Annotated in this window: 23 protein-coding genes; 14 read left to right on the forward strand and 9 right to left on the reverse strand. The window is 62.7% G+C overall.

Annotated elements, in window-relative coordinates:
- The first annotated feature begins 16 nt into the window (after window positions 1-16).
- The gene (gene polA / locus LOY37_RS00370; protein ID WP_258608745.1) at window positions 17-2,779 is read left to right on the forward strand and encodes a DNA polymerase I; all 2,763 of its coding nucleotides are present in this window, start codon (window positions 17-19) and stop codon (window positions 2,777-2,779) included.
- A gap of 302 nt (window positions 2,780-3,081) precedes the next feature.
- Here polA and yihA read toward each other — a convergent pair whose 3' ends face one another.
- Window positions 3,082-3,714 carry a ribosome biogenesis GTP-binding protein YihA/YsxC gene (gene yihA, locus LOY37_RS00375; protein WP_045200667.1) on the reverse strand — a complete coding sequence of 211 codons (633 nt, stop codon included), beginning with the start codon at window positions 3,712-3,714 and terminating at the stop codon, window positions 3,082-3,084.
- Between the two features lie 193 nt (window positions 3,715-3,907).
- Here yihA and LOY37_RS00380 point away from each other — a divergent pair, with 193 nt between their 5' ends.
- From LOY37_RS00380 to LOY37_RS00410, 7 genes are all read left to right on the forward strand, one after another.
- A complete protein-coding gene (locus LOY37_RS00380) occupies window positions 3,908-4,210 on the forward strand; it encodes a cytochrome c5 family protein (protein WP_045200664.1) in 303 nt (100 codons plus the stop codon).
- Between the two features lie 33 nt (window positions 4,211-4,243).
- On the forward strand, window positions 4,244-4,861 hold the full coding sequence (locus LOY37_RS00385) for a cytochrome c (protein WP_045200661.1): 618 nt from the start codon (window positions 4,244-4,246) through the stop codon (window positions 4,859-4,861).
- Between the two features lie 167 nt (window positions 4,862-5,028).
- Window positions 5,029-5,658 carry a thiol:disulfide interchange protein DsbA gene (gene dsbA, locus LOY37_RS00390; protein ID WP_258716103.1) on the forward strand — a complete coding sequence of 210 codons (630 nt, stop codon included), beginning with the start codon at window positions 5,029-5,031 and terminating at the stop codon, window positions 5,656-5,658.
- Between the two features lie 12 nt (window positions 5,659-5,670).
- Window positions 5,671-6,525, forward strand: coding sequence for an endonuclease/exonuclease/phosphatase family protein (locus tag LOY37_RS00395; protein WP_045200657.1), 855 nt, complete (start codon window positions 5,671-5,673; stop codon window positions 6,523-6,525).
- A 27-nt stretch (window positions 6,526-6,552) separates the two neighbouring features.
- The gene (locus LOY37_RS00400; protein ID WP_258716104.1) at window positions 6,553-8,550 is read left to right on the forward strand and encodes a diguanylate cyclase; all 1,998 of its coding nucleotides are present in this window, start codon (window positions 6,553-6,555) and stop codon (window positions 8,548-8,550) included.
- A gap of 62 nt (window positions 8,551-8,612) precedes the next feature.
- Window positions 8,613-9,389 carry an N-acetylmuramoyl-L-alanine amidase gene (locus LOY37_RS00405; protein ID WP_258716105.1) on the forward strand — a complete coding sequence of 259 codons (777 nt, stop codon included), beginning with the start codon at window positions 8,613-8,615 and terminating at the stop codon, window positions 9,387-9,389.
- Window positions 9,390-9,465: 76 nt separating this feature from the next.
- Entirely contained in the window at window positions 9,466-11,085 is a 1,620-nt protein-coding gene (locus tag LOY37_RS00410) for an EAL domain-containing protein (protein WP_045200651.1), read from the forward strand.
- A gap of 12 nt (window positions 11,086-11,097) precedes the next feature.
- Here LOY37_RS00410 and LOY37_RS00415 read toward each other — a convergent pair whose 3' ends face one another.
- Together LOY37_RS00415 and algB are read right to left on the reverse strand one after the other, a co-directional pair.
- Window positions 11,098-12,885, reverse strand: coding sequence for a KinB sensor domain-containing domain (locus LOY37_RS00415; RefSeq protein ID WP_258716106.1), 1,788 nt, complete (start codon window positions 12,883-12,885; stop codon window positions 11,098-11,100).
- Window positions 12,882-14,228 carry a sigma-54-dependent response regulator transcription factor AlgB gene (algB, locus tag LOY37_RS00420; protein ID WP_045200647.1) on the reverse strand — a complete coding sequence of 449 codons (1,347 nt, stop codon included), beginning with the start codon at window positions 14,226-14,228 and terminating at the stop codon, window positions 12,882-12,884. Before algB ends, LOY37_RS00415 begins: the two co-directional genes overlap by 4 nt.
- Before the next feature lie 207 nt (window positions 14,229-14,435).
- On the opposite strand from algB, the gene LOY37_RS00425 reads away from it, so the two are divergent.
- The 6 genes from LOY37_RS00425 (at window position 14,436) to LOY37_RS00450 (ending at window position 19,858) form a co-directional block, all read left to right on the forward strand.
- Window positions 14,436-15,272 (forward strand): BON domain-containing protein, encoded by an 837-nt coding sequence (locus tag LOY37_RS00425; RefSeq protein ID WP_408980677.1) that lies wholly within the window; start codon window positions 14,436-14,438, stop codon window positions 15,270-15,272.
- A 173-nt stretch (window positions 15,273-15,445) separates the two neighbouring features.
- Entirely contained in the window at window positions 15,446-15,730 is a 285-nt protein-coding gene (locus LOY37_RS00430) for a hypothetical protein (RefSeq protein WP_093377582.1), read from the forward strand.
- A gap of 45 nt (window positions 15,731-15,775) precedes the next feature.
- A complete protein-coding gene (locus LOY37_RS00435; protein WP_010222609.1) occupies window positions 15,776-15,940 on the forward strand; it encodes a DUF1328 domain-containing protein in 165 nt (54 codons plus the stop codon).
- A gap of 2 nt (window positions 15,941-15,942) precedes the next feature.
- Window positions 15,943-16,413: an inhibitor of vertebrate lysozyme family protein gene (locus LOY37_RS00440; protein WP_258716107.1), complete on the forward strand. Its 471-nt coding sequence runs from the start codon at window positions 15,943-15,945 to the stop codon at window positions 16,411-16,413.
- A gap of 748 nt (window positions 16,414-17,161) precedes the next feature.
- Window positions 17,162-18,493 carry a glutamate/aspartate:proton symporter GltP gene (gene gltP, locus LOY37_RS00445; RefSeq protein WP_038997805.1) on the forward strand — a complete coding sequence of 444 codons (1,332 nt, stop codon included), beginning with the start codon at window positions 17,162-17,164 and terminating at the stop codon, window positions 18,491-18,493.
- Window positions 18,494-18,628: 135 nt separating this feature from the next.
- Window positions 18,629-19,858: a nucleoside recognition domain-containing protein gene (locus LOY37_RS00450; protein WP_045200636.1), complete on the forward strand. Its 1,230-nt coding sequence runs from the start codon at window positions 18,629-18,631 to the stop codon at window positions 19,856-19,858.
- Here LOY37_RS00450 and LOY37_RS00455 read toward each other — a convergent pair.
- The 6 genes from LOY37_RS00455 to LOY37_RS00480 form a co-directional block, all read right to left on the reverse strand.
- Entirely contained in the window at window positions 19,840-20,463 is a 624-nt protein-coding gene (locus LOY37_RS00455; RefSeq protein ID WP_093377568.1) for an ABC-type transport auxiliary lipoprotein family protein, read from the reverse strand. The two genes, LOY37_RS00450 and LOY37_RS00455, sit on opposite strands and share 19 nt — an antisense overlap.
- Window positions 20,460-21,398: an MlaD family protein gene (locus tag LOY37_RS00460; RefSeq protein ID WP_045200632.1), complete on the reverse strand. Its 939-nt coding sequence runs from the start codon at window positions 21,396-21,398 to the stop codon at window positions 20,460-20,462. Before LOY37_RS00460 ends, LOY37_RS00455 begins: the two co-directional genes overlap by 4 nt.
- 1 nt (window position 21,399) lies before the next feature.
- Window positions 21,400-22,194 carry an ABC transporter ATP-binding protein gene (locus LOY37_RS00465; RefSeq protein WP_258717231.1) on the reverse strand — a complete coding sequence of 265 codons (795 nt, stop codon included), beginning with the start codon at window positions 22,192-22,194 and terminating at the stop codon, window positions 21,400-21,402.
- Between the two features lie 5 nt (window positions 22,195-22,199).
- Window positions 22,200-23,345, reverse strand: a complete 1,146-nt coding sequence (locus LOY37_RS00470; RefSeq protein WP_045200628.1) for an ABC transporter permease — start codon at window positions 23,343-23,345, stop codon at window positions 22,200-22,202.
- A gap of 38 nt (window positions 23,346-23,383) precedes the next feature.
- Window positions 23,384-24,403: a DUF2914 domain-containing protein gene (locus LOY37_RS00475; RefSeq protein WP_258716108.1), complete on the reverse strand. Its 1,020-nt coding sequence runs from the start codon at window positions 24,401-24,403 to the stop codon at window positions 23,384-23,386.
- Between the two features lie 72 nt (window positions 24,404-24,475).
- The gene (locus LOY37_RS00480) at window positions 24,476-25,852 is read right to left on the reverse strand and encodes a pitrilysin family protein (protein WP_258716109.1); all 1,377 of its coding nucleotides are present in this window, start codon (window positions 25,850-25,852) and stop codon (window positions 24,476-24,478) included.
- Between the last annotated feature and the right edge of the window lie 8 nt (window positions 25,853-25,860).

Consider the following 25,860-nt stretch of genomic DNA (forward strand, 5'->3'; position numbering starts at 1 on the left):
AAGGTTGATTCTGCACATGAGCCAAGCTCCCCTCGTCCTGGTGGACGGTTCCTCGTACCTGTACCGCGCCTTTCACGCGCTGCCACCACTGACTACCTCCAAGGGCCTGCCGACCGGCGCGGTCAAGGGCGTGCTGAACATGCTCAAGAGCCTGCGCAAGCAGTATCCGGACAGCCTGTTCGCGGTGGTCTTCGACGCCAAGGGCGGCACTTTCCGCGACGAAATGTTCGCCGAATACAAAGCCAACCGGCCGAGCATGCCCGACGACCTGCGCGTGCAGATTGAGCCGCTGCACGCCAGCGTACGCGCCCTGGGCTATCCGCTGCTGTGCGTCGAAGGCGTAGAAGCCGACGACGTGATCGGCACCCTGGCGCGCAGCAGCGCCGCGGCCGGGCGCCCGGTGATCATCTCCACCGGCGACAAGGACATGGCCCAGCTGGTCGACGGCCACATTACGCTGGTCAACACCATGACCGGTACCGTGCTCGACGTCGCTGGCGTGCACGAGAAATTCGGCGTCGGTCCTGAACACATCATCGACTTCCTCGCCCTGATGGGCGACAAGGTCGACAACATCCCAGGCGTACCCGGCGTGGGTGAAAAGACCGCGGTGGGCCTGCTGACCGGTATCGGTGGCGGCCTGAGCGACCTGTACCAGAACCTCGACAAGGTGCCGACCCTGGCCATTCGCGGCGCCAAGACCCTGCCGGCCAAGCTGGAAGAACACCGCGACGCGGCGTTCCTGTCCTACGAGCTGGCCACCATCAAGATCGACGTGCCACTGGACGTCGAAGTCGATGCGCTGGTGTGCGGCGAGCCTGATCGTGACGCGCTACTGGCGCTGTACACCGAGATGGAGTTCAAGAGCTGGGTCGACGAAGTCCAGCGCGACGCCAAGCGCGCCGGCCAGGAAGTGGTGGTCGAAGCGCCGCAGGAAGTGGTCGAGGCCCAGTACGAAACCATCCTCGACCAGGCCCGTTTCGATGCCTGGCTGGAGAAGCTGCGCCAGGCGCCGCTGTTTGCCTTCGACACCGAAACCACCGGCCTCGATGCCCAGCAGGCGCAACTGGTCGGTGTGTCGTTCGCGGTCCAGGCCCATGAAGGCGCTTATGTGCCGCTGACTCACTCCTACATGGGCGTGCCCGAGCAGCTTGACCGCGACAGCGTGCTGCTGGCGCTCAAGCCGCTGCTGGAAGACCCGGCCAAGGTCAAGGTGGCGCAGAACGCCAAGTACGACATGAACATCCTGGCCAACTGCGCCATCGGTGGCGACATTGCCAATGGCATCCAGATGCAGGGCGTGGCCTACGACACCATGCTCGAGTCCTACGTGCTTGACTCCACCGCCACCCGTCACGACATGGACAGCCTGGCGCTCAAGTACCTGAACCACACCACCATCGGCTTTACCGACATCGCCGGCAAAGGTGCCAAGCAACTGACCTTCGATCAGATCAGCCTGGAACAGGCCGGCCCCTATGCCGCCGAAGACGCTGACGTCACCCTGCGCCTGCATCAGACCCTGCAGCAGAAGCTGGCGAGCATTCCAAGCCTGCAGTCGGTACTGACCGACATCGAAATGCCGCTGGTGCCGGTGCTGGCCAAGATCGAGCGCCAGGGTGCGCTGGTCGATGCCAAGCTGCTGGGCGTGCAGAGCATCGAGTTGGGCGAGAAAATGGCCGAACTGGAGCGCCAGGCCTTCGAAATCGCTGGCGAAGAATTCAACCTCGGTTCGCCCAAGCAGCTTGGTGTGATCCTCTACGACAAGCTCGGCATGCCGGTGCTCAACAAGACCGCCAAGGGCCAGGCTTCCACTGCCGAAGCGGTGCTGGCGGAACTGGCCGACATGGACTTCCCGCTGCCCAAGGTGCTGATGCAGTACCGCTCCCTGAGCAAGCTCAAGAGCACCTACACCGACCGCCTGCCGGAGCAGATCAACCCGCGCACCGGGCGTATCCACACCTCCTACCACCAGGCGGTGGCGGCCACCGGGCGCCTGTCGTCCAGCGACCCGAACCTGCAGAACATCCCGATCCGTACCGCTGAAGGCCGGCGTATTCGCCAGGCCTTCGTCGCTGCGCCGGGCTACAAACTGCTGGCGGCGGACTATTCGCAGATCGAACTGCGGATCATGGCCCACCTGGCCCAGGACGAAGGCCTGCTGCACGCGTTTCGCAACGACCTGGACGTGCACCGCGCCACCGCTGCCGAGGTTTTCGGCGTCGAGCTGGAGCAGGTCACTACTGACCAGCGCCGCAGCGCCAAGGCCATCAACTTTGGCCTGATCTACGGCATGAGCGCCTTTGGCCTGGCCAAGCAGATCGGCGTCGACCGCAAACAGTCCCAAGCCTACATCGATCGTTACTTCGCCCGTTACCCGGGCGTGCTGGCCTACATGGAGCGCACCCGCGCCCAGGCTGCCGAGCAAGGCTATGTCGAAACCCTGTTTGGCCGGCGCCTGTACCTGCCGGAGATCAACGCCAAGAACCCGGCCCTGCGCAAAGGTGCCGAGCGCACGGCGATCAACGCGCCGATGCAGGGCACGGCAGCCGACATCATCAAGCGCGCGATGGTCGCTGTGGATAACTGGCTGAGCGATTCGGGGCTGGATGCCCGGGTGATCCTCCAGGTGCACGACGAATTGGTGCTGGAGGTGCGCGAAGACCTGATCGAGCAAGTGCGCGAACAAATCCGTCCGCACATGAGCGGTGCCGCGCAGTTGGACGTTCCGCTGCTGGTTGAGGTCGGTGTGGGGTCAAATTGGGACGAAGCGCACTAAAAATGCGCTGAAATTCGGGGAAAAGCTGCGGCATATCGTCGCGGCTTTTTAGCTGGCCTGATGCCATTAGCGCCGGAAATTTCCCATCTATCGCAAATAGTTTTTAAACGTCAGGAACTAAACCGGTGAACCGCGACTCAGAGTAACTGAATGGCTGGTGAAGCCCTTCGATGCTCCTATGTTGTGTTAAGTGTTGGCAGATATCTGGACCCCGCCCTAGCGGTCCGGAACTTGGACCCCGAACTTCCCCCTCCCCATACGAAGTCCGGGGTTTTTTTTGCCCGGCGTTTGCCGGGCAGCCCTTATTCTGCGGGCTTGTCCGCCAGTTCCATCCAGCGTGCCAAAACGCCGTAAGCCTCTTCCAGGCCCTGGCGCTTGGGCGCCGAGAACAGCTGGATCGAGACGCTGTCGCCCCAGCCTTTGCGAATTTCCGCCTGCACCTTGAGCAGGGTGTTCTTGGCCGCGCCGAAGGTCAGTTTGTCGGCCTTGGTCAGCAGGATATGCATCGGCATGCCCGAAGCGCGCGACCAGTCGAGCATCATCATGTCGAAGTCGGTCATCGGATGGCGCACGTCCATCATCAAGATCAAGCCCTTCAAGGCCTCGCGGCTGCCCAGGTAGGCCTCCAGGTGGCGCTGCCAGTGCTGCTTGAGCGGGATCGGCACCTTGGCATAACCGTAGCCCGGCAAGTCGACCAAACGCCGTTCATCGTCCAGACTGAAGAAGTTCAACAGCTGGGTGCGCCCCGGGGTTTTCGAGGTGCGCGCCAGGCTGGCGTGGGTCAGGGTGTTCAGGGCACTGGACTTGCCAGCGTTGGAGCGGCCGGCAAAGGCCACTTCATAGCCCTGGTCGGGCGGACACTGGTCGACCTTGGCAGCACTGATGGCGAATTTGGCCTGTTGGCAGAGGCCGAGGATGGGGTTTTTGACTTGCATGGGATATCCGGTGTGGGCGTTGCCAGAGGCGGGCTCGGCAAGCGGTGTCGTTTCCGTTTCAGTAACGGGAGTATATAATGCCCCAGATTTTGTGTGCGCATTATCCCAGCGTAGGAGGATGTGCACGGGGGCATCGGATTCAAGCTTGCGCATTAGAACGCAGTGCAGCCCCCAACCCTGAAAGGTCGTTCGCATGACGAAATGGCTGCTTGTTGTCGGTGTCTTGATACCGTTATTCAGCGCTCAGGCTACACAGGATCCCGAGGCGTTGTACAACCGCACGTGTGCGGCTTGTCACGCCGGGCAGCTGCCACAGGCACCGAAAGCGGGTGATCGTGCGGCTTGGGAGCCAAGACTGGCGAAGGGTATGGAGATACTGGTGGTGCATGTCACCCAGGGTTTCAAGGCTATGCCAATGCGTGGATTGTGCATGGACTGCAGTGCCGAGGACTACCAGGCGATCATCCAGTGGATGAGCCGGAGTCCCGATACATAACTCTTTCACCCTTAGCCGTAGTTGGATTAGCTGATGAACAAACTACTCGTGAGTCTGCTGTTGACCTTGGGCATCACCGGTGCAGCCAATGCCGCAGAGCCTATCAAAGGGGATGCCGCTGCTGGTCAGGCCAAAACTGCTGTATGTGGCGCTTGTCACAATCCGGACGGCAATAGCCTGGCGCCGAACTTCCCGAAACTTGCAGGCCAGGGTGAGAAGTACCTGGAAAAACAATTGCACGACATCAAGTCGGGCAAGCGCACCGTGCTGGAAATGACCGGCATGCTGGCCGCCTTCAGCGACCAGGACCTGGCCGACATCGCCGCCTACTTCTCCAGCCAGAAAGGCAGCGTTGGCGCGGCTGATCCGAAGCTGGTCGAGCGCGGTCGCGCGCTGTTCAATGGCGGCGACGTCGAAAAAGGCCTGCCGGCCTGCACCGGCTGCCATTCGCCTAATGGTGCAGGCATCGCCCTGGCCGGTTTCCCGCACCTGGGTGGCCAGCACTCCAGCTACGTAGCCAAGCAGCTGACCGACTTCCGCGAAGGCAACCGCACCAACGATGGCGACGCCACGACCATGCGCACCATCGCCGCCAAGCTGAGCAACAAGGACATCGAAGCACTGTCCAGCTACATCCAGGGTCTGCATTGATCCGTGCTTTAACGCTGGGTTAATACTGCGGCGCAAAGATGAAAAGGGTGGCTTCGGCCGCCCTTTTTTGTGCCCGCTGCCGTTACACTAACGAACTCGGGCCAGCCTCGGCCTGTCCTACGACCGGTCGCGCCAAGGCGACTCAATAGACTGCTCAGGAGTAAAGCATGCGTAATCTGATTCTCGGCGCCGCGCTGGTCACCGCCAGCCTCTTCGGCATGACTGCCCAGGCCGCCGAACCGGTAGCCTTCGACCAGTATACCGAGCTGAGCAACCCGGTTCCGGTGTCGGTCCCTGGCAAAATCGAGGTGGTCGAGCTGTTCTGGTATGGCTGCCCGCACTGCTACAGCTTCGAGCCAGTGGTCAACCCGTGGGTCGAGAAGCTGCCGAAAGACGTCAACTTCAAGCGCATTCCGGCCATGTTCGGCGGCCCTTGGGATGCTCACGGGCAGATGTTCCTGACTCTCGAAGCCATGGGTGTCGAACACAAGGTTCATGCTGCCGTGTTCGAGGCGATCCAGGTTCAGCGCAAGCGCCTGACCAAGCCGGAAGAGATGGCTGACTTCCTCGAAACCCAAGGCGTTGATCGCGCCAAGTTCCTCGCCACCTTCAACTCTTTTGCCATCAAGGGCCAGGTGAGGCAGGCCAAGGACCTGGCGAAGAAGTACGGCATCACCGGCGTACCGAGCATGGTCGTCAACGGCAAGTACCGCTTTGACCTGGGCACCGCCAAAGGTCCGCAGGGCGTGCTGAATGTCGCTGACTACCTGATCGCCAAGGAGCGCGCCGCTAAGTAAGCGGCGCCAGCCATGCGCCGCTGGAGAACCGAGCGAGGCGTTGGCCTGTGTGATCCGCAGGTCAATGAACATCACCTGCAGGCTAACGGCCTGCCAGAGGACGGCCGGCTGCGGCTGCTCAGTTTCAACATCCAGGTCGGCATCAGCACCGAGCGTTACCGCCATTACCTGACCCGTGGCTGGCAGCACCTGTTGCCGCACACCGGGCGGGCCGGCAACCTGCAGAAAATCGGCGACCTGCTCGCCGACTTCGACCTGGTTGCCCTGCAGGAGGCCGATGGCGGCAGCCTGCGCTCAGGCTACGTCAACCAGGTTGAGCACCTGGCCCAGCTCGGCGCCTTCCCTTACTGGTACCAGCAGCTCAACCGCAACCTCGGGCGCCTGGCCCAGCACAGCAACGGTGTGCTCAGCCGCCTGAAGCCGCAACTGCTTGAAGACCACCCGCTACCCGGCCCGGCTGGCCGCGGGGCGATCCTGGTGCGTTTCGGCGAGGGTGAAGACGCCCTGGTGGTGGTAATGATGCACCTGGCCCTGGGTTCCAAGACCCGCGCCCGGCAGCTTGCCTACATTCGCGAACTGATCGGCGGCTACCGCCATCAGGTTTTGATGGGCGACATGAACACCCATGCCACCGACCTGCTAGAGCACTCGCCGCTGCGCGACCTGGGCCTGATCGCGCCCCAGGTTCAAGCCACCTTCCCCAGTTGGCGGCCGCAACGCTGCCTTGATCATATTCTGCTCAGCCCGAGCCTGACCCTGGAGCGGGTCGAGGTTCTGGCCCAGCCTATTTCCGATCATCTACCGGTCGCGGTTGAGATTCGTTTGCCTGATGCCCTTGCTGTGGATACGCTGCCCGCTTTGAGCTAATTGCCATTACCCTCTGCGGACCCAGGCATGACCGACGAAGCCCAGCGCTGGAAAGAAAAATACCTCAAGAGTATCGAACAGCAAGAGAAGCTGGAGCGCCGTTGGGAGGCTCGTCTCGACCTGTTGCGCCGTGGTCTGGTGCGCAGCACGCTGGCCGCCGAAGGCAGTGACCGCGCGGTGGACCAGTGCATGAAGGAAATGCGCGAGGTGATCCGCACCGACAACATGGACGCCGCCCTTGCAGGCTTGATCCCGCGCCTGGAAAAGGCCGTGCTCGATTCCGAGCAGCGCCGGGAAACCCGAATCGCCCAGGTCACCACCGCCCTCACCTCACTGGTCAGCCAACTGCAAACCCTGCCCTTGCCCAGCGACGTCAGCCGGCCGCTGAAAAAGTTCGCCAAGCAGGTCGAGGCCCGCGCCAGCCAGTCGCGCGAGATGCCCCTGCTGCTGGGAGAGTTGAGCGGCTTGCAGGGCCAGGCGCTGTCGGCGCTGGAGCGGCCTGAAGAAGCGCAACGCCCGGGTTTGTTGCAGCGCCTGTTCGGTAATCGCGACGGCGAGCCGGAAGAAGCCCTGCAACCGGCTCTCGCCGTTGCGGTACCGGCGGCTACTGAGGTCAGAGAACAGCCCGTGGCCGTGGCGCCCGAACCCGCCGCTGTCGATGTTGATGAGCTGCAGCCCTTGCCGGTTGCTGCAGAGGTCGTTGCCGAGGCGTATGAGTCTGCAGCCGTGGAGCCTCAAGCCAGCGCGCAGCCGCAGTTTGAAGGTACATCCGAGCCTGAGCCGGTTGCCGAGCTGCCAATCGAGCCAGCAGCTGAAGTTGAACTGCCAGCGCTAGCCGAGCCGGTCACACTGGACTCCGAGCAGGATGTACTGGCCTTGCTCGAGCACAGCCCGGACGAGCCGCAGGCTGACCTGGCAGAAGCAGAGCCGGTAGATGACGAAGAGGCCCAGTACGCCCTGCCCGACGGCACCGAGCCCACCTATAGCTCGGTCGCGGCGCATATCGAAGACACCCTGCTCGGCCTGCTCGACGACCTGACCCTGCCCGAACGCCACAAGGCCCAGGCGCAGTCGATGCGCGAGCGCCTGGAGCACGGCCTGAACTGGTACGAGCTGCTGCCGGTGCTGGATGACCTGGCGGTGCTGATGCTGGCAATCAACGACAGCGGCCAGCACGAGTTCGAAGCCTACCTGCAGCAACTCAACGAACGCCTGGAGTCATTCCAGAGCCACCTGCACGAAGCCAGCGCAGGCCATGCCGACAACACCTCGGCCGCCCGCGACCTCGACAGCCAGCTGCGCGAACAGGTCGATGGGCTGCAAAGCAGTGTGCAGGGCGCGGCCGACCTGGGCAGCCTCAAGCACATCCTGGAAAACCGCCTCGAAGGCTTGCTCGGCACCATGGACGAGCACCAGCAGCAGCGTGACCAGCGCGAGCAGGACATGGCCAGCCGTCTGCAAGGCCTGGCCGAGCGGGTGGCGAGCATGGAGCAGGAAGCCCTGGGCTACCGCGAGCACCTTGAAGAGCAGCGCCAGAAAGCCCTGATCGATCCACTCACCGGGCTGCCCAACCGCGCCGCCTGGTCGGAGCGGGTCGATCAGGAAGTACTGCAATGGCAGGAAAGCGGCGGCCATCTGTTGATGGCGATCCTCGACCTCGATCATTTCAAGCGTATCAACGACAGCTACGGCCACCTGGCCGGTGACAAGGTTTTGAAAATTGTCGCCAGCGTGCTGCGCAAGCGCCTGCGCAGCCAGGATTTCATCGCCCGCTTTGGTGGTGAGGAGTTTGTTTTGCTGATCCCGCAAACCTCGCTGCCAGCTGGCTGTCAGCTGGCGGAAGCTCTGCGGGCAGCCATTGAAGCCTGCCCGTTCCACTTCAAGGGCGAGCGGGTGACCATTACCCTGTCGATCGGCATCAGCGCGTTTCGCAGCGGTGAGCGCAGCGAGGTGGTGCTCAAGCGGGCAGACGAAGCGCTGTACCGGGCGAAACATCTTGGTCGAAATCGCGTCGAACAGGGCTGAGTGGCAAGGGCGAGGATACGTTAAGCTTACGCTTTGCAGACTCTCATCACAGTGCCCTCTTCATGAAAGCGTTTTTCACCGCCCTCCTGCTGCTGACGCTGGCAGGTTGCACCAGCGGTTTGCGGATCGACCGCAGCCATACTTCGGTCAACCAGGACGAACGCATCCAGTTCGTCGTCCTGCATTACACCAATGCTTCGCTGGAGCGTTCGCTGAACTTGCTCACCCACGGCGAAGTCAGCAGCCACTACCTGATCGGCGACTCGCCGGCCAATGTCTACCAGCTGGTGGACGAGAGCCGTCGTGCCTGGCACGCCGGTGACAGCCAGTGGGATGGCCGCACCTGGCTCAACTCCACCTCGATCGGCATCGAGATCGTCAACCCCGGCTATACCGACACGCCGACCGGGCGGGTCTGGCACCCCTACACCGAGGCGCAGGTCCAGGCGCTGATCGTCCTGCTCAAGGACATCGTCAAGCGCAACAACATCAAGCCGCGCTACATCATCGGCCACAGCGACATCGCCCCGCTGCGCAAGCTCGACCCGGGCCCGATGTTCCCCTGGAAGCGCCTGGCGGACGCAGGCCTTGGGGTCTGGCCGAATGCCCAGGCCGTGGCCCAGCAGCAGGCGTACTTCAGCGTCAATCCACCGAGCATCAGCTGGTATCAGCAGCAGTTGAAGCGCTTCGGCTACGCCATCGAGCAAACCGGCGAGAATGATGTCAGCACCAAGCACGTGCTGGCAGCCTTCCAGATGCGCTTTCGCCCGCAGCGTTTCGATGGCGTGCCGGATGCCCAGACGGCGGCCATGTTGCAGGTGCTCAACAGCCGTCGTTGAGCCCCCACCGCCCAACGGGCAGGCTGACTTGACTGGCAGTTGCTATACCTCTTGGTATTCAACTGGATAATTATTGATGTCAGCTGCCCTCTCGGTGTTGCGCCATTTGCTCTATCGTCCCTGGTTACTGGCCACACTCGCGGCTACGGCCAGCGCGATCCTGCTGCTCATGGCCAGCGTCGGTGTGGCCATGCACCAGATGCAGCAAAGCGAAATCGAGCAGATGAACGCCAAGGGCGAGCGCTTTCTGGTGCGCCTGGAGCAGATCTTCGGTCAGCTGCGCGAAGGCGTCGATCAATTGCAGTCGCAACCCGTGCGCGGGTGCGATGCCAGCATGCTGACGGCTTTGCAGCAGGTCGCCTTCAATTATCGCTTCGTCTACGAAGCCGCTTACGTCGATGGTAATGTTGCCTGTTCCAACCGGGTTGGCGAGCGCACCATCAACCCGCTGCGGCCTGCGGATATCCAGGGCCCGACCTATAGCTACTGGCTTAACACTACCACCGAGCCGGATGACAACCTGGCGGCGCTGATGCTGGGCCGGGGCAAGTTCCTGGTCGCCACCTCACGCGGGCACATCACCGACGTGGTTGACCTGCCGCCCGAAGGCAGCCTGCTGGTGGTGCTCGACAACGGCACACGGGCGGTACCGGTGCTGGGCCCGCCGCAGGTCTGGCCGCCGTCCGCCGATTGGCCGCCGGCCTCAAGTGGTTCGCTGCTGGAGCTCCCGGATCGGCTGATCTACCGCATGCCGACCAAGTCACCGGACTATCAACTGGTGCTGATCGCGCCCAGGGCCAGCATGCCGCTGAAGATGAACGGCATTCTCTGGCTGTTGTTCCCCGGTAGCCTGGTACTGGCCTGGTGCATTGGCTGGCTGGTGTTACAGCTGATTCGCCAACGTCGCTCGATGAGTTCGGAGCTGCAGGGCGCGCTGCGCCGGGGCGAATTGCAGGTGCTTTACCAGCCTATTTTCGAGCTCAACAGCCGCCGCTGTGTCGGAGCCGAAGCACTGGTGCGCTGGCGTCGCTCGGATGGCACGCTAACCAGCCCGGACCTGTTCATCCCGTTGGCGGAGAACACCGGGCAGATCCGCCAGATCACCGATTTCGTCCTGCAGCGGGTGCTCGAGCAACTCGGTCAGTTGCTGCGCGCCAACCGCCAGCTGTACATCTCGGTCAACCTTGCCGCTTGCGATGTGATGGTGCCGAGAATCGGCCGGGTGGCGGCACGCCTGCTGGCCATGCACCACGTGGCGGCCAGCCAGATTGCCTTCGAGGTTACCGAGCGTGGGTTGATCGATGTGGTGGTGGCCCGGGACAACCTGCAAGCCTTGCGCGCGGTCGGGCACCAGGTGTTGATCGATGATTTTGGTACTGGCTACTGCAGCCTGGCCTACCTGCAAACCTTGCCGGTCGACTGCCTGAAGATCGACAAGGCCTTTATCGATGCTCTGGGCCATGACGCAGCCAGCAGCGGCGTGGCCCCGCACATCATCCGCATGGCCCATGCCCTGCAGCTAAGGGTGATTGCCGAAGGCATCGAGTACGAAGACCAGGCCCTGCTGCTCAATAGCGAAGGGGTCAATTATGGCCAGGGCTGGTTGTTCGCCCATCCGCTCAATGCACGCCAGTTCATCGAGCTGATCACCCGCGGCCGGCGGCTCGGGCCCCGGCGCATCGACGACGAAGCCTGAGCCGCAGGCGATTCAGACTGGCAAGGCCATATAGAACTGAGTGCCTTGCCCGGGCCGCGAGTACACACCCATGCGCCCGCCGTGCAACTGGACAATCTCCTTGCACAGCGCCAGGCCCAGGCCGGCACCGCCCTTTTTGCGTCCGACCTGGACGAAAGGTTCGAAGATTCTGCCCTGCTGGCCGTAGGCAATGCCCTCGCCGTTGTCTTCGATGCTGATAATCACCCGCTCGGCGTGGCGGCGTGCATGCAAGCGGATGCGCCCGGCGGTTGGCGTATGGCGCACGGCGTTGTCGAGCAGGTTGTCCATGACCCGGTCCAATTGCGCCGGATCGGCCTGGATACGCGGTAGCGGCGCAGTCAGCTCGACCTGCAGCTCGATCTGTTTGTCGTTGGCCGCGGCGGCAAAGCGTTCGCAGGCCCGGCCGAGCAGTTCGTCGATGGCGCAGGGGGTCAGGTCGAGTTTTTGCAGGCCGCTCTGGTAACGAGAGAAGTTCAGCAGGTCGTTGATCAGCTGGTTCAGGCGCTGCATCTCTTCGCCGATGGTGTCGGACAGATCGGCTTCCCGCGAGCCGGGGGCAAACTTCAGACGTTCGCGCAGCAGGCCGAAGGCCATGTGCATGCCGGTCACTGGCGTGCGCAGTTCATGAGACGCGCGCAGGACGAACTCGCTGCGTACCCGTTCGAAGGCACGTTGCTCGGTGACATCGTGCAGTACCATCACCGCGCCGAGGATTTGCCCTTGTGGGTGGCATACCGGCGTCAGGCTGTAGGAAAGCAGCCGGGTTTCTTCATCTATTTCCAGGCTGAGGTCGTCAGGCACGCGGTCGAGGGTGCCGCCGCGCAGTACCAGGCGCAGTTGCTCGTCCAGCTCCGGGCGTTGCAGGGCATCGCCAAGGCCTGTGCCCAGACGCGTATCTTCCCAGCCCAGTTGGCGCTGGGCGACCGGGTTGAGATGCTCCAGATGACCCTGGCGATCGATGATCAGCAGGCCGTCGTCGATACTGTCGAGCACCGCCTGCAAGCGCTGCTGGCCGGCCAGCACTTCGTCGATGTTGGTTGCCTGATGCTTGCGCAAAGCCTCGGCCATCAGGCCAAAGCGGCGGGTCAGCTGGTTCAGCTCCAGGGCGTGGGACACCGGCAGGGTGACCTCGAAGTTGCCTTGGCCGATCTGGTCGGCCGCCTTGGCCAATGCTTCGATCGGCTGGCCGACCCGGCGGGCGATACCATGGGCGGTGACAAAACCGAGAATCAATACTGTCAGGCCCACCAGGCCGAGCAAACCGCCAATCAGCAGGGCGCGGTCATGGGCTTTCTGCTCGCTTTCATTAATGTGCTGCAAGGCGCGCTTGTGCGATTCGACCAGGTCGCTGCGCAACAGGTTGAAGGCATGGCCCAGGGGCTGGTCGGCGCCCAGGCTTTTCGAGGTTTCAGCGCTGTTGCGGTAAGCCTGCAAAAAGGCCTGGTAGTCGAGGTTGGCCTTGGCAAAACCCTGGTCGCCCGGGCTTTCGTCGTCATGGTTGATGCCTTCGTCCAGTAGTTGCTGGAACTGGCGTTGCAAGGTTTCGAGGGCTGGCCTGTCCGGGGCGTCATCCAGCAGCAGGGTCAACTGCTCGCCCAGGTTCTGCCGCAGCTTCAGGCCCAGGTCGAGGGTTACCGAGTTTTCCCGCACCAGCGCCTGTTGCGCGCTGGCCATCTGCAGCACGCTGACCAGGCCCAGCAGCAAGCCGAACAGGGCGACGGTGATCAGCGCCGAAATGCTGAGGAAAAGCCGCGTGCGCAGCTTCATCGCCAGTTTCATAAGTTGTACTGCTTGCGCTTGCGGTACAGGGTCGAGGCGTCGATTCCGAGGGTCTTGGCGGCCTGGTCGAGGGTTTCGCTGGTGGCCAGCACCGCACCGATATGGGCGCGTTCCAGTTCATCCAGGCTCAGCGCCGCGCCAATGCGCGGGGCATTGCTGGCCGGTTGTTCGGCCATGCCCAGGTGGCTGATTTCGACGCGCTCCTGGGCACAGATGATGCTCGCCCGCTCGACCACGTTGCGCAGTTCGCGGATGTTGCCCGGCCAGCGGTAGTTGAGCAGCGCGGCGCGGGCCTCCTCGCTGAAGGCGCGGGCCGGGCGCGAGTATTCCTTGACGAAGCGGGCAAGGAAGCGATCGGCCAGGGTGAGGATATCTTCACTGCGCTCGCGCAGGGGCGGCAGGTGCAGGGTGATGACGTTCAGGCGGTACAGCAGGTCTTCGCGAAAGCGCCCTTCGCGGACCATGTCCTCGAGGTTGAGGTTGGTCGCGGCCAGAATTCGCACGTCGGCGCGGCGGGTCACCGGGTCGCCGACGCGCTCGTATTCCTTGTCCTGGATAAAACGCAGCAGCTTGGGCTGCAGGGTCAGCGGGAAATCGCCGATTTCATCGAGGAACAAGGTCCCGCCGTCAGCCTGGTTGACCCGCCCCAGGGTGCTTTCGCTGGCACCGGTAAAGGCCCCGCGGCTGTGGCCGAACAGCTCGCTTTCCATCAGCTCGGCAGTCAGCGACGGGCAGTTGATGGTCACGCAGGCTTTGCGCGCGCGTTTGCTCCAGCCGTGAATGGCGCGGGCCAGTTCGCCTTTACCGGTACCGGACTCACCGAGAATGAGGATGTTGGCGTCGGTGGTGGCGACCTGGCGGGCGGTTTCCAGCACCACCATCATGGCCGGGCTGTGTGAGTCGAGGCCGTCCTTGGGCTTACGCACTTCGCCTTCCAGCGCTTCGAGGCGCGCCGAGAGCTGACGGACTTCCAGTTGCTTGGCGGTGGCCAGGCGCAACTGGTCCGGGCTGCAGGGCTTGACCAGGTAATCGGCGGCGCCGGCCTGGATCGCATCGACCGCTGTGTCGACCGCCGAATGCGCGGTGACGATCACCACGCGCATCCATGGCGCCTGGATACGCATCTGCGCCAAAACATCCAGGCCGTTGTCTTCGCCCAGGCGCAGGTCGAGGAAACACAAGTCGAAGACTTGCCGTTGCAGCAGGGTTTCGGCCTGCGCCGCGCTGTTGGCGGTGGCAACGCTGTAGCCTTCATCTTCAAGACAGTAACGAAAGGTTCGCAGGATGGCGGACTCATCGTCGACCAGCAGAATACGGCCTTGATGTTCCTGGGCTGACTCCATTTCCTACGCTCCTTTGAGAATGATCTAGGTTAGTGTCGGAAAAATCGGGCAAGTTGCATGGTTCATTCTGATTCATTCCGTTGCCTGCATGGTAGCCGTTCGCCCAACACTTATCTAACTCACTGAAAAATCAGCGGTTGTTTATCCGCAAGGAACTGGCACGAGTACTGCGAAGACAAAAGACTCTGAGCCCTCGGAGGTTTTCTCATGTTCGCGCCCTATCCGTTGGCAGTCGCCACTGCCCTGTTCCTGCTGCTGCCGATGGCCAGCAGCGCCGCCGAATCACCGGCTTCCAGCGTGCAGCAGGCACGCCAGGAAGGCGCCTTGCAAACGGCGCTGGCGCTTAACCGCTTGCTCAACCCATACAAGATCGAGGTCAGGGTCGAGGGCAGTACGGCGCATTTGCGCGGCGAGGTTGAAAACCAGGTCGAGCGCCAGCTGGCCGAAGCCGTTGCTCTGGCCACCCGCGGCATCGAAGGGGTGCAGAACGACCTCAAGGTCAATGCCGAACTGGTCGAGCAACCTTTGGAGCGGCGCGCCTATGCCCAACGCCTGGAAGACGCGACCCTCGCCTCGATCCTTCGCGCGCGTCTGCTGTGGAGCACCCACACCCAGGCAGCATCTATAGAAGTCGACAGCCGTGAGGGCGTGGTGACCCTGCGCGGCCAGGTCAGCAGCGTCGAAGCCAAGGAACTGGCGGGGGTACTGGCCAGCTCCACCGAGGGCGTTTACCTGGTCAACAACCTCATCAGCCTGAGTGCGGCCGATCTGGCAAGGCAGCGCGAAGAGCGCCAGCAACAGGTGACCGATCCGCAGCTCAGCGACGCCTGGATCAATGCCAAGGTGCAGACCAGCTTCATGTACAGCCGCAACCTCGATGGCCCGAACATCAAAGTGGCGACCCAGGATGGCGTGGTGCGGTTGTCCGGCGAGGTGGTCAGCAGCGAGCAGAAGACCATCGCCATCGAGGTCGCCCGGCAGATTCGCGGCGTGCGCGGGGTGGATGCCGACATGCTCAAGGTAGCAACCAAGGTGCAGGGCTGATCATGCAAAACGCACGAACGTATGAGCCCGATCGTGCAGGATACGTTTTAGGTTGAATCGATGTGTATGCATAAGCTATTGAATTATAAGGATAAATAATAGTTTCAAAGGCTGGCATGCAGGCTGCAATGACTACATCAAGTCAACAATAAATGCAGCAGGAGGAGCACGGCATGAACCGCCAAACCGCCACCCTAGTGCAGGTTTCTTCGCTTCAGCTGCGCCAGGGTCTGTTTTTCAGCCTGGCGCTGCTGCTGACCCTGATTGCCGGCCAGCTCTACAACAGCTGGGAAACCGCGCGCAGTGCCGAGCAGCTGGCTGCCCAGGCCGCGCTGGTGGCGCAGGTTCAGGCACAACGCCCGGTAGCTGCGCTGCAGGCCAGGGTCGCACTGTCTACGCCGGTGACCACTCCTGCCGTTGTCGACACTGCTGCACCACGTGATCGCTGGGTGTTTTAACCGAGCACCCAAGGACCTCTTCCAAAAACGGTAAGGAGAATCACCATGTTGAGTTGGGCCATCACCTTCCTGATTATCGCCATTGTCGCTGCCGTGCTGGGCTTCGGTGGTATCGCCGGCGCCGCTACCGGTATCGCGAAGATTCTGTTCATTATCTTCCTGGTGCTGTTCGTGGTGTCCTTCTTCTTTGGTCGCCGCGGTAGGGGCTGAGTATGAGCACAACGCTAGGCAGAGCCCTGGTTGCCGTCCTGATCATGGGCGGCAGCGCAGCGGCAATGGCGGCCAATGACGGCCAGGTCCGGGCCAACCAGATTCTTGGCTCGGACCCCGAATACCGGGAAACCTGGCAGGACGTGGTCAAAAACGAAGAACGCTTGCCCGAATGGGTCCTCAACCTGAGTGGTACTTCCGAGCAACAGATGTCGGCGGTTGAGGAAGATGGCGACAAGTATCTGGTCGGACCGTTGTGCGAATCCGAGCAGAAGTGCCTGAACAAGCGTCTGATTGTCGCCTTCAGTTGGGACAAAGACGAAGCCTACGGAATGCTGGTAGAAGTGCCCGAAGGCCTGCCGTCCGACAAGTCGCCCACACGCCACGCCGACTACCGTTGGCTGGGCAAGCCGGACGAAGGCATGCAGGCCCTGCTCAAGGAGCAGCTCAAGCGTGATCCGAACTGGTACTGAGGTGTTGCTCACACTTCTGTACATATATAGAAGCTGAACCTTTTTTCATTTCAGGCTTCTATGCTGCGCCGCCCGAGGAAGGCAGGCGCATGACCAGGGGGCCGGGCTGCTCTGATTGTTTCAGGATCGGAGGGGCCTAGGGGTACAGGGAGTACCTCCGATGAGGGCCGGGTCAGGTGAAGCGGTGGCGGAAGTTGCGGGTCGGACAACTGCCCTCAGGCAGAGCTGTCCGACCGGACTTCCGTAGCGCTCTTTACGGCGATCGCTTTTTCCCCCGCAACAAATTCGTTTTTCCTACCGAAGCTGTCGACGCATATTTTTGCCCGACCGTACATCGATATTTTTTCGCCCCGCCGTCCTGGCAAAGTCGCGGCGATTTCACCCATTCGGATTGTCGAACAACGCCCTTTGTCACTCGGGCGCATACCTCTATATCGGCCGGATTATGGCGCTTTGGCCATCGTCGGATTTCCGAACGGTAGGCGAATAACCCATTGTGACGTACGTTTTGGCCGATAAACCTCATGCCGATTCGGCATGGGGTAGTCGTTTACGGCATTAGACGGAGCCCCCCCACGTGGGAATAGTTGCGCCTTTTTTCGCTGGCCTGAGCGTTCCTACGCTCGCTTGCGGTGACCTTTTACGGTGCCATCGGTAGATAACAAGAAACGATACGGATTGCTGGCAACAGCTCTGGGTCGCGGTTATCCGCCTGGTGGCCGTTTCCACTTGAAGAAAAGGTAACGACATGAAGAAGGCAAAGCTAAGCCTCGCCTGGCAGATCCTCATCGGTCTGGTACTGGGGATTGCAATCGGCGCTTTACTGAACCATTTCAGTGCAGAAAAGGCATGGTGGATCAGTAACGTCCTGCAACCTGCCGGTGACATCTTCATTCGCCTGATCAAGATGATCGTCATCCCGATCGTGATTTCGTCGCTGATCGTGGGTATCGCCGGGGTTGGCGATGCGAAAAAACTCGGCAGTATCGGCCTCAAGACCATTATCTACTTCGAGGTGGTGACCACCATCGCCATCGTCGTCGGCCTGGTCCTGGCCAACCTGTTCCACCCGGGCGCCGGCATCGACATGAGTACCCTGGGTACCGTCGATATCTCCAAGTACCAGGCCACGGCGGCCGAGGTTCAGCATGAGCATGCGTTCATCGAAACCATCCTCAACCTGATCCCGTCGAACATCTTCGCAGCGCTGATGCGCGGTGAGATGCTGCCGATCATCTTCTTCTCGGTGCTGTTCGGCCTGGGCCTGTCGAGCCTGCAGGCAGACATCCGCGACCCGCTGGTGAAAACCTTCCAGGGCGTCTCCGAAGCCATGTTCAAGGTCACTCACATGATCATGAACTACGCGCCAATCGGTGTGTTCGCGCTGATCGCGGTGACCGTCGCCAACTTCGGCTTCGCCTCGCTGCTGCCGCTGGCCAAGCTGGTGCTGCTGGTGTACTTCGCCATCGCCTTCTTCGCCTTCATGGTCCTTGGCCTGATCGCCCGCCTGTTCGGCTTCTCGGTGATCAAGCTGATGCGCATCTTCAAGGACGAACTGGTCCTGGCCTACTCCACCGCCAGCTCCGAGACCGTGCTGCCGCGCGTGATCGAGAAGATGGAAGCCTACGGTGCGCCGAAAGCCATCTGCAGCTTCGTGGTACCGACCGGCTACTCGTTCAACCTTGACGGTTCGACCCTGTACCAGAGCATCGCGGCGATCTTCATCGCCCAGCTGTACGGCATCGACCTGTCGCTGAGCCAGCAGCTGCTGCTGGTGCTGACCCTGATGGTCACCTCCAAAGGCATCGCCGGTGTACCGGGCGTGTCCTTCGTGGTCCTGCTGGCCACCCTGGGCAGCGTCGGTATCCCGCTGGAAGGCCTGGCCTTCATCGCCGGTGTCGACCGCATCATGGACATGGCCCGTACGGCCCTGAACGTAATCGGCAACGCCCTGGCGGTTCTGGTTATCGCTCGTTGGGAAGGCATGTACGACGATGCCAAAGGCCAGCGCTACTGGAACTCGCTGCCGCACTGGCGCAGCAAGGAAGCCGTACCGGCTGGCAAGCCTGCCAGCAAGTAAGCGCTAACCTGGCTGTACGAAAAGCCCCGACCTGGTCGGGGCTTTTTTGTGGGTCTGTCGTGGGTAAGTCGACGTTTATGGCGCGAAGCCAACCCGGCCCGCTATCATTTGCGCCATCTTTGGGGGGAACAACGGATGCTCAACGGCCTTTGGCTTGGTTTTTTCATTGTCGCGGCCATTTCGGCCATGGCCCAATGGCTGGTGGGCGGTAACGCCGGGATCTTCGCGGCAATGGTCGAAAGCATCTTTGCCATGGCCAAGCTTTCGGTCGAGGTCATGGTCCTGCTGTTCGGCACCCTGACCCTGTGGCTGGGCTTTTTGAAGATTGCCGAAAAAGCCGGCATCGTCGAATGGCTGGCCAAGGTCCTCGGCCCATTGTTTGCCCGGTTGATGCCGGAAGTCCCGCCCGGCCACCCGGCCCTGGGCCTGATCACCCTCAACTTCGCCGCCAACGGCCTGGGCCTGGACAACGCCGCCACGCCCATCGGCCTCAAGGCCATGCGCGCGCTGCAGGAGCTCAACCCCAGCTCGACCACGGCCAGCAACGCGCAGATCCTCTTCCTGGTGCTCAACGCCTCGTCGCTGACCCTGCTGCCGGTGACCATCTTCATGTACCGCGCCCAGCAGGGGGCGATGGACCCGACCCTGGTGTTCCTGCCGATCCTGCTCGCCACCAGCGCCTCGACCCTGGTCGGCCTGCTGTCGGTGGCGGTAATGCAGCGCCTGCGCCTGTGGGACCCGGTGGTGCTGGCGTACCTGATTCCCGGTGCGTTGCTGCTGGGCGGTTTCATGGCGTTTCTCGGCACCCTGTCGGCTACCGCGCTGGCGGGGCTGTCGTCGATTCTCGGCAACCTGACCCTGTTCGGCCTGATCATCCTGTTTTTGGTGGTCGGCGCGCTGAAGCGGGTGAAGGTCTATGAAACCTTCGTGGAAGGCGCCAAGGAGGGCTTTGACGTCGCCAAAAGCCTGTTGCCCTACCTGGTTGCCATGCTCTGCGCCGTCGGCGTGCTGCGCGCCTCAGGGGCCCTGGAGCTGGCTCTGGATGGTATCCGTCATGCAGTCGCGTGGCTGGGCTGGGACACGCGCTTTGTCGAGGGCCTGCCCACCGCGCTGGTCAAGCCGTTCTCCGGCAGTGCGGCGCGAGCAATGCTGATCGAAACCATGCAGACCCACGGCGTCGACAGCTTCCCGGCCCTGGTGGCAGCGACCATCCAGGGCAGCACCGAAACCACGTTCTATGTGCTGGCGGTGTATTTCGGCGCCGTCGGCATCCAGCGCGCCCGCCATGCGGTGGGTTGTGCGCTGCTGGCCGAGCTGTCCGGGGTGATCGCGGCGATCTTCGTCTGCTACTGGTTCTTCGCCTGAAGCTGATCGGCCTGGTTTACCGTCCAGTCGACCAGTTGCTTCATCAACTGGTCGCTGGCTGAGCCGAAGCCGCTGACTACCGCGGCTACCTGCTTGTCGCTCAACGGCTGGCGTACTTCGAAGCGCTGGCTGGCAAGGATGCGCTGGCTACGGCCCTGCACCAGGCGGGCGTCGTAGCGGATCACCACGGCCAGGCCGTCGGCGCTGTACTCGCTCTGGAAGGCCTGCAGTTCGCCGGCAATTTCATAATCGCTTTGCAGGTTGCTGTCGTCGGCGCTCAGGCGCTGCACGCGGCCGTCACGCTGGAAGGCATCGAGCATGCGGTTGCGCAGCAACGTCGGCGCCGGGTCGCTCCAGCGCGCGCCCTTGTAGCTGCTGATGAGGTTGCCCTGCGGCACCACGGCGATGCGCGGGCTGTTCAGGGCATCACTGGCGATTGGCTTGTTGATCCGCAGCGACCACGGCGCGCTCTGTGTCAGCGAGCGGGTGCTTTGCGCCGAAGGCAGGCGATAAACATCGGCAGGCTCGGCCTGGGGCAGGATCGAGCAGGCGCTGCCCAGGCTCAGTGCAGTGGCCAGGGCCAGGTAGCGACAGGTACGGCTCATGGCTCGAACTCCTTGTTTTTGTCACGGCCCAGCAGGTAGCCGCTGGGGTTGGCTTCCAGGCGCTGGGAAATGCCCTTGAGCGAGGTCAGGGTGTCGCGCAGCTCGCGGATGGCCGGCGCCAGCTGGTTGAAGCCCTGGGCGCCGCCATCGATGGCTTCGCGGTTGTCATTGAGCAGCTTGTTGATGGTTTCGGTGCTTTGCGCCAGCGACTGCATGGCTTGTTCGGCACTGCCGAACATCTGCTTGCCCTGGCTGCTGAGCAGGCCATTGGCGTTGCGCATCAGTTCGCTGGTCTGTTCGAGCATGGCGCCAGCCTGCTTGCCGACCTGGGCCAGTTGCTGGATACCCTCGCGGATGTCACCACGCTGGTCGTTGAAGGCGCCGGTGGTCTGTTCGAGGTTGCTCAGGGTGTTGCTCAGGCGGGTGACGTTGTCTTCGGAGAACAGCTGGTTGGCGTTGTGCACCAAGGCGTTGATGTTGGTCATCAGGTCGCTGCTGTCGTCCAGCAGGCGGGCAATCGGCGACGGTGAGGCGACGATCACTGGCAACTTGCCGTCCTTGCCCTTGAGCTCCGGGCTTTGCGGCGTGCCGCCACTGAGCTGGATGAACGAGGTGCCGGTGATGCCGGTCAGGGTCAGCTTGGCCAGGGTGTCTTCCTTGACCGGCGTATCGGCGCTCAGGCGCACCTGGGCCAGGACCCGGCGCGGGTCGTTGGGGTCCAGGCGCAGGCTGGTGACGTCGCCGACCTTGATACCGCTGTACTGCACCGAGCTGCCCCGGGACAAACCGGACACGGCCTCGTTGAATACCACCTGGTAGTCCTTGAAGGTGCTGTCGACACTCGACTTGGTCAGCCACAGGCCGAACAGCATGGCGCCGGCCACCACCAGCACGGTGACCAGGCCGATCAGGACATGATGTGCACGGGTTTCCATCTCAGAGCTCCTTGGGCGCTGTAGCGGCCTGATACGCCGCGCGGCCACGCGGGCCATGAAAATAATCGTGAATCCAGGTGTCGTCGGTGTCTTCAACCTCGGCGATAGGCCCGGCCACCAGCACCTTCTTCTGCGACAGTACGGCGACGCGGTCGGTGATGGTGTAGAGCGTATCGAGGTCGTGGGTGATCAGGAACACGCTCAGGCCCAGGGCGTCGCGCAGGGTCAGGATCAACTGGTCGAAGGCCGCTGCGCCAATCGGGTCGAGGCCGGCGGTGGGTTCGTCGAGGAACAGGATGTCCGGATCCAGCGCCAGCGCCCGGGCCAGGGCCGCGCGCTTGATCATGCCGCCGGACAGCGACGAGGGGTATTTGTCTGCCGCCGAAATCGGCAAGCCGGCCAGCGCCAGCTTGACCCCGGCCAGGTGCTCGGCATCGGCGCGGCTCAGGCCTGCGTGTTCGATCAGCGGCAAGGCGACGTTCTCGGTGACAGTCAGCGACGAGAACAACGCGCCCTTCTGGAACAGCACGCCGAAACGCCGCTCGACCAGCGAGCGTTGCTCGTCGCTGGCGCTGCTCAAGTCCTGGCCGAACACCCGCACCTGGCCTTCGTTGGGTCGGCGCAGGCCGACGATGCTGCGCAGCAAAACCGACTTGCCGCTGCCCGAGCCACCGACCACGGCGAGGATCTCGCCGCGGTACAGGTCCAGGTCGAGCTGCTCGTGCACGCTCTGGGTACCGAAGCGGTTGCAGATGCCGCGGGCCTCGATCACCGCTTCACGTGGCTTTGTGTGGATCTCGCTCACCAGCCCATCTCCATGAAGAACAGCGCCGCCACGGCATCCAGGACTATGACCACGAAGATTGACTGGACCACGCTGGAGGTGGTGTGGGCACCGACCGATTCGGCACTGCCACTGACCTTGAAGCCCTCAAGGCAGCCGATGGCGGCGATCAGGAAGGCGAAGAACGGGGCTTTGACCAGGCCGACCAGAAAGTGCTGCACGCCGATATCGCTTTGCAGCAGCGACAGGAACATCGCCGGCGAGATACCCAGTGACAGCGCGCAGACCACCGCGCCGCCGATAATGCCGCAGAGCATGGCGACAAAGGTCAGCAACGGCAGTGCGATCAGCAGTGCAAGCACCCGCGGCACCACCAGCAATTCAACCGGGTCGAGGCCCAGGGTGCGGATGGCGTCGATCTCTTCGTTGGCCTTCATCGAGCCAATTTGCGCGGTGAAGGCACTGGCGGTGCGCCCGGCCATCAGGATGGCGGTCAGCAGCACGCCGAATTCCCGCAGGAACGAGAATGCCACCAGATCGACGGTAAAGATGCTCGCGCCAAAGCTGGCCAGCACCGTGGCGCCAAGAAAGGCCACCACCGCCCCCACCAGAAAGGTCAGCAAGGCAACAATGGGCGCGGCGTCCAGGCCAGTCTGCTCGATATGCGCAACCACCGAGGTGACCCGCCAGCGCTTGGGCTGGAACAGGCGCAGGAACAGGGTTTGCAGGATCAGGCCGACGAAGCCGAGGATCTGCAGGGTGTCTTGCCACAGGGTGTCAACTGCGCGGCCGATGCGGGTGAGCAGCTGGATCAGTACCGAGCGCTCGGGTTGTTTTTCCGGGATGCAGAAGTCTTGCACCGAGCAATACACGGTCTTGAGCAGCGCCTGGCTGGCGGCGGGCAAGTGCGTGGCGGTTTCGGTCAGCCGCGCCAGGCGTTCGGCGCCCAGCAGCTCGACCAGCAACGCCGCACCGGCGGTGTCGAGCTTGCCGAGCTGGTCGAGGTCGACCTCGGTAGAGGCGTCGTACTGGCCGGCCAGGCTGTCGCTGCTGCGCTTGAGGCTGGTGTAGTTGGCCAGGGTCCAGTCACCGACGATCCGCAGCCGTGGCGGGCTGCTTGCAGTGTCCAGGGTGGCGCTGGCGTGTGTAGTCATAGGCTCCATGCAGTCCGACCAACGGTTCGCAGCCTCAGAGCATAGCGTTACTCGGCCGCGGGTGCTTGACCATCGTCAACCACCTTGAAGCGCAGCACACCGATGACCTGGCCGTCTTCGGTGAGCACCCGCACCTGCCAGCGCCCCACCGGGTTGCCGGGGAAGTTCTGCTTGTGGGTCCAGGCGCGGTAGCCTTCCTTGCGCCCGCCATGGATGTCCAGGGCAATGCGGTCAACCTCTTTGCCCTCGAATTGCCAGACGTGGTAAATCCGCTCGTTCAGCCCGCGTGGGGCGTTGATCGCGGTGAAGGCATAGAGGCCTGCGCGTATTTCACTGGCTTTGATCTGCTCCAGGCTCTTGCCCGGGGTGCGGTTCTCGACCTGGGTGCTGACTGCCACTTCGGTCATCCACAGGGTTGCCGGCGGCACCCAGGAACGCAGCATCCAGCCGCCGGCGCCGACGGTCAGGGTCATCACCACCAGCATGATCCCCCGGCGCCAGTGGCTGATCGGGAAGCTGCTGGCAAGGCTTGGGAACGACAGCAGCATGGCGATGCCCAGGGCCAGCTTGAAGCTCTGCGAGGTGGTCAGGTGAAGGATGATCGGCAGCGCGGTGAGCAGCGCGGCAAACAGCGTCAGGGTATGCAGCGCCAGGTACAGCCAGCGCCGCGGGGCCAGCCACTTGTAGTACAGCGGGTCGATGATCGAGATCAGCCCGGCGGCGGCGAGAATGCCGGTGAACACCAGTTGGCCGCTGTTCCAGGTGGTGGTGACGAAGAAAAACGGCAGGACGAAGAACAGGCTTTCCTGGTGAATCATCTGCGTCGCGTAGCGCAACAGCGGCTGGGGGATTTCGCGCTTGAAGACTTTGGCGAAGACCTTGGTGAAGGTGTTCTCGAGCATCAGCCAGATCCAGCTGATGAGCATGACGATGGCAATCCAGCTGGCCAGGCTTTCCTGGCGATCGACCAGGATGAAGCTGCCGACACCGGAGATGAAACCGCCGAGGGCGATGACCCCGGGGTAGCGCTTGATCAGCTCGATCAAGCGCTGGAGGTAAAGAGGCATGAAGGTGTTCGCAAGGTCAGGTAAAAACCTGCACAGGATACTCTGTAGGAGCGGGCTTGCCCCGCGATGATTTCAGCGCGAACGCCGCCGCCCCCAGATAAGCACCCCGGCCAACAACACCCCCACCGCCAGCGCCACCCAGCCATATAGCTCGTCGTAGCTGAGCAGTGGCTTCTCGATCCGCACATAGCCGGGCTCGGCCAGCAACTGCTGCAGGGCCTGGTTGGCATCTTCCAGGCTGATCCGGCGCAAGGCCCGCGCCGGATCGGCAAAGCGCCCTTCGTCAAAGTCGTTCAAGGCGCCCCAGTAGTAATCGGCCAGGGCGCTGTTGCCCTGGGTCGACCAGGCTTCGCGGTCGATGGCAGCCTGCTTGATGCGCTGGAAGGTCGCCGGGTCCAGGCCGTTTTTGCGCAGGCGCTCGAGCATGGCCGCCAGGGCTTGCTCGGCGGCATCGACATCGGCGCGGTCGAGGTCGGCGTTGAGTACCATTAGCCCGGTATCGCCGAAGCTCTCGCGTTGGCTGAACGGGCCGTAGGAAAACCCGTGCTTGAGCCGCAATTCGTCGTACAGCGCCCAATCCAGGTAGCGCTGCAGCAGGTCCCAGGTCTGGCTGTGGTCGTTGTTCAGCACCGGTTCGAGAAACAGCCAGTGCAGGCGGGCGCTGTCGCCCAGCCAGCCGCGAATCAACTCCCGGCGTGCCTCGGCTTTGTGGGTGACGCCGTCCAGTACCCGGCGCTCGCCTGGTTCGACCGCTGGCAGCTCGCCATAGGTGCGTTCCAGATAAGCCGGCAGCAGGCGGTCGAGGCCGCCAACCACGATCAGGGTCATGTTGTTGGCCGCGTACCAGTGCTGGCGCAGGTCGTTGACCTGCTCCAGGGTCATGTCCTCGATCGACGAACGTTCGGCGCATTTGAGCCCCAACTCCACGGCCAGCTGGTCGCTGGCGCGATGGCCGAGGTCCTGGCGATCGAGCCAGCGCTGCAGGTGCGAGTAATGGCCGCCGTCTTCGCGCTCGACGATGCGCTTGGACAGCTGCAGGGCTTTTTCATCGATCTGGGTGTCGTTGATCACCGCCAGCAGCAGGTCGAGCACCTTGCGCTGGTTGCGTGCCGGCGCCTCGATGACGAAGGTGGTATCGGCGCTGCTGGTATAGGCGTTCCACTCCCCGCCCAGGGCTTGCATGCGCTCTTCCAGGCCGCCCTCACCGCTCTCGTCGATACCGCTGAACAGCAGGTGTTCGAGCAGGTGTGGCAGCTCCTGGCGCTCGCAGGGAAAATCATCGAAGCCAACGCCGACCACCAGGCGAATCGACACATGGTTGCGTTCGTAACCTGACTTGAGCACCACCTGCAGACCGTTGGGCAGCAGGTAGCCCTCGACCTGGGAGCGGTCGAGGGCAAAGCCGGGCGCGCAGCCCAGCAGCAGGCAAATGAACATCAGGCAACGCATGGCGAGCT

Source organism: Pseudomonas sp. B21-012 (assembly GCF_024749305.1).
Classification (GTDB): Bacteria; Pseudomonadota; Gammaproteobacteria; order Pseudomonadales; family Pseudomonadaceae; genus Aquipseudomonas.

Bases quoted from the DNA above. Each gene is read 5' to 3' on its own strand.
- polA (WP_258608745.1), top strand. From the start codon at position 17: ATGAGCCAAGCTCCCCTCGTCCTGGTGGACGGTTCCTCGTACCTGTAC.
- yihA (WP_045200667.1), bottom strand. From the start codon at position 3,714: ATGCAAGTCAAAAACCCCATCCTCGGCCTCTGCCAACAGGCCAAATTC.
- LOY37_RS00380 (WP_045200664.1), top strand. From the start codon at position 3,908: ATGACGAAATGGCTGCTTGTTGTCGGTGTCTTGATACCGTTATTCAGC.
- LOY37_RS00385 (WP_045200661.1), top strand. From the start codon at position 4,244: ATGAACAAACTACTCGTGAGTCTGCTGTTGACCTTGGGCATCACCGGT.
- dsbA (WP_258716103.1), top strand. From the start codon at position 5,029: ATGCGTAATCTGATTCTCGGCGCCGCGCTGGTCACCGCCAGCCTCTTC.
- LOY37_RS00395 (WP_045200657.1), top strand. From the start codon at position 5,671: ATGCGCCGCTGGAGAACCGAGCGAGGCGTTGGCCTGTGTGATCCGCAG.
- LOY37_RS00400 (WP_258716104.1), top strand. From the start codon at position 6,553: ATGACCGACGAAGCCCAGCGCTGGAAAGAAAAATACCTCAAGAGTATC.
- LOY37_RS00405 (WP_258716105.1), top strand. From the start codon at position 8,613: ATGAAAGCGTTTTTCACCGCCCTCCTGCTGCTGACGCTGGCAGGTTGC.
- LOY37_RS00410 (WP_045200651.1), top strand. From the start codon at position 9,466: ATGTCAGCTGCCCTCTCGGTGTTGCGCCATTTGCTCTATCGTCCCTGG.
- LOY37_RS00415 (WP_258716106.1), bottom strand. From the start codon at position 12,885: ATGAAACTGGCGATGAAGCTGCGCACGCGGCTTTTCCTCAGCATTTCG.
- algB (WP_045200647.1), bottom strand. From the start codon at position 14,228: ATGGAGTCAGCCCAGGAACATCAAGGCCGTATTCTGCTGGTCGACGAT.
- LOY37_RS00425 (WP_408980677.1), top strand. From the start codon at position 14,436: ATGTTCGCGCCCTATCCGTTGGCAGTCGCCACTGCCCTGTTCCTGCTG.
- LOY37_RS00430 (WP_093377582.1), top strand. From the start codon at position 15,446: ATGAACCGCCAAACCGCCACCCTAGTGCAGGTTTCTTCGCTTCAGCTG.
- LOY37_RS00435 (WP_010222609.1), top strand. From the start codon at position 15,776: ATGTTGAGTTGGGCCATCACCTTCCTGATTATCGCCATTGTCGCTGCC.
- LOY37_RS00440 (WP_258716107.1), top strand. From the start codon at position 15,943: ATGAGCACAACGCTAGGCAGAGCCCTGGTTGCCGTCCTGATCATGGGC.
- gltP (WP_038997805.1), top strand. From the start codon at position 17,162: ATGAAGAAGGCAAAGCTAAGCCTCGCCTGGCAGATCCTCATCGGTCTG.
- LOY37_RS00450 (WP_045200636.1), top strand. From the start codon at position 18,629: ATGCTCAACGGCCTTTGGCTTGGTTTTTTCATTGTCGCGGCCATTTCG.
- LOY37_RS00455 (WP_093377568.1), bottom strand. From the start codon at position 20,463: ATGAGCCGTACCTGTCGCTACCTGGCCCTGGCCACTGCACTGAGCCTG.
- LOY37_RS00460 (WP_045200632.1), bottom strand. From the start codon at position 21,398: ATGGAAACCCGTGCACATCATGTCCTGATCGGCCTGGTCACCGTGCTG.
- LOY37_RS00470 (WP_045200628.1), bottom strand. From the start codon at position 23,345: ATGGAGCCTATGACTACACACGCCAGCGCCACCCTGGACACTGCAAGC.
- LOY37_RS00475 (WP_258716108.1), bottom strand. From the start codon at position 24,403: ATGCCTCTTTACCTCCAGCGCTTGATCGAGCTGATCAAGCGCTACCCC.
- LOY37_RS00480 (WP_258716109.1), bottom strand. From the start codon at position 25,852: ATGCGTTGCCTGATGTTCATTTGCCTGCTGCTGGGCTGCGCGCCCGGC.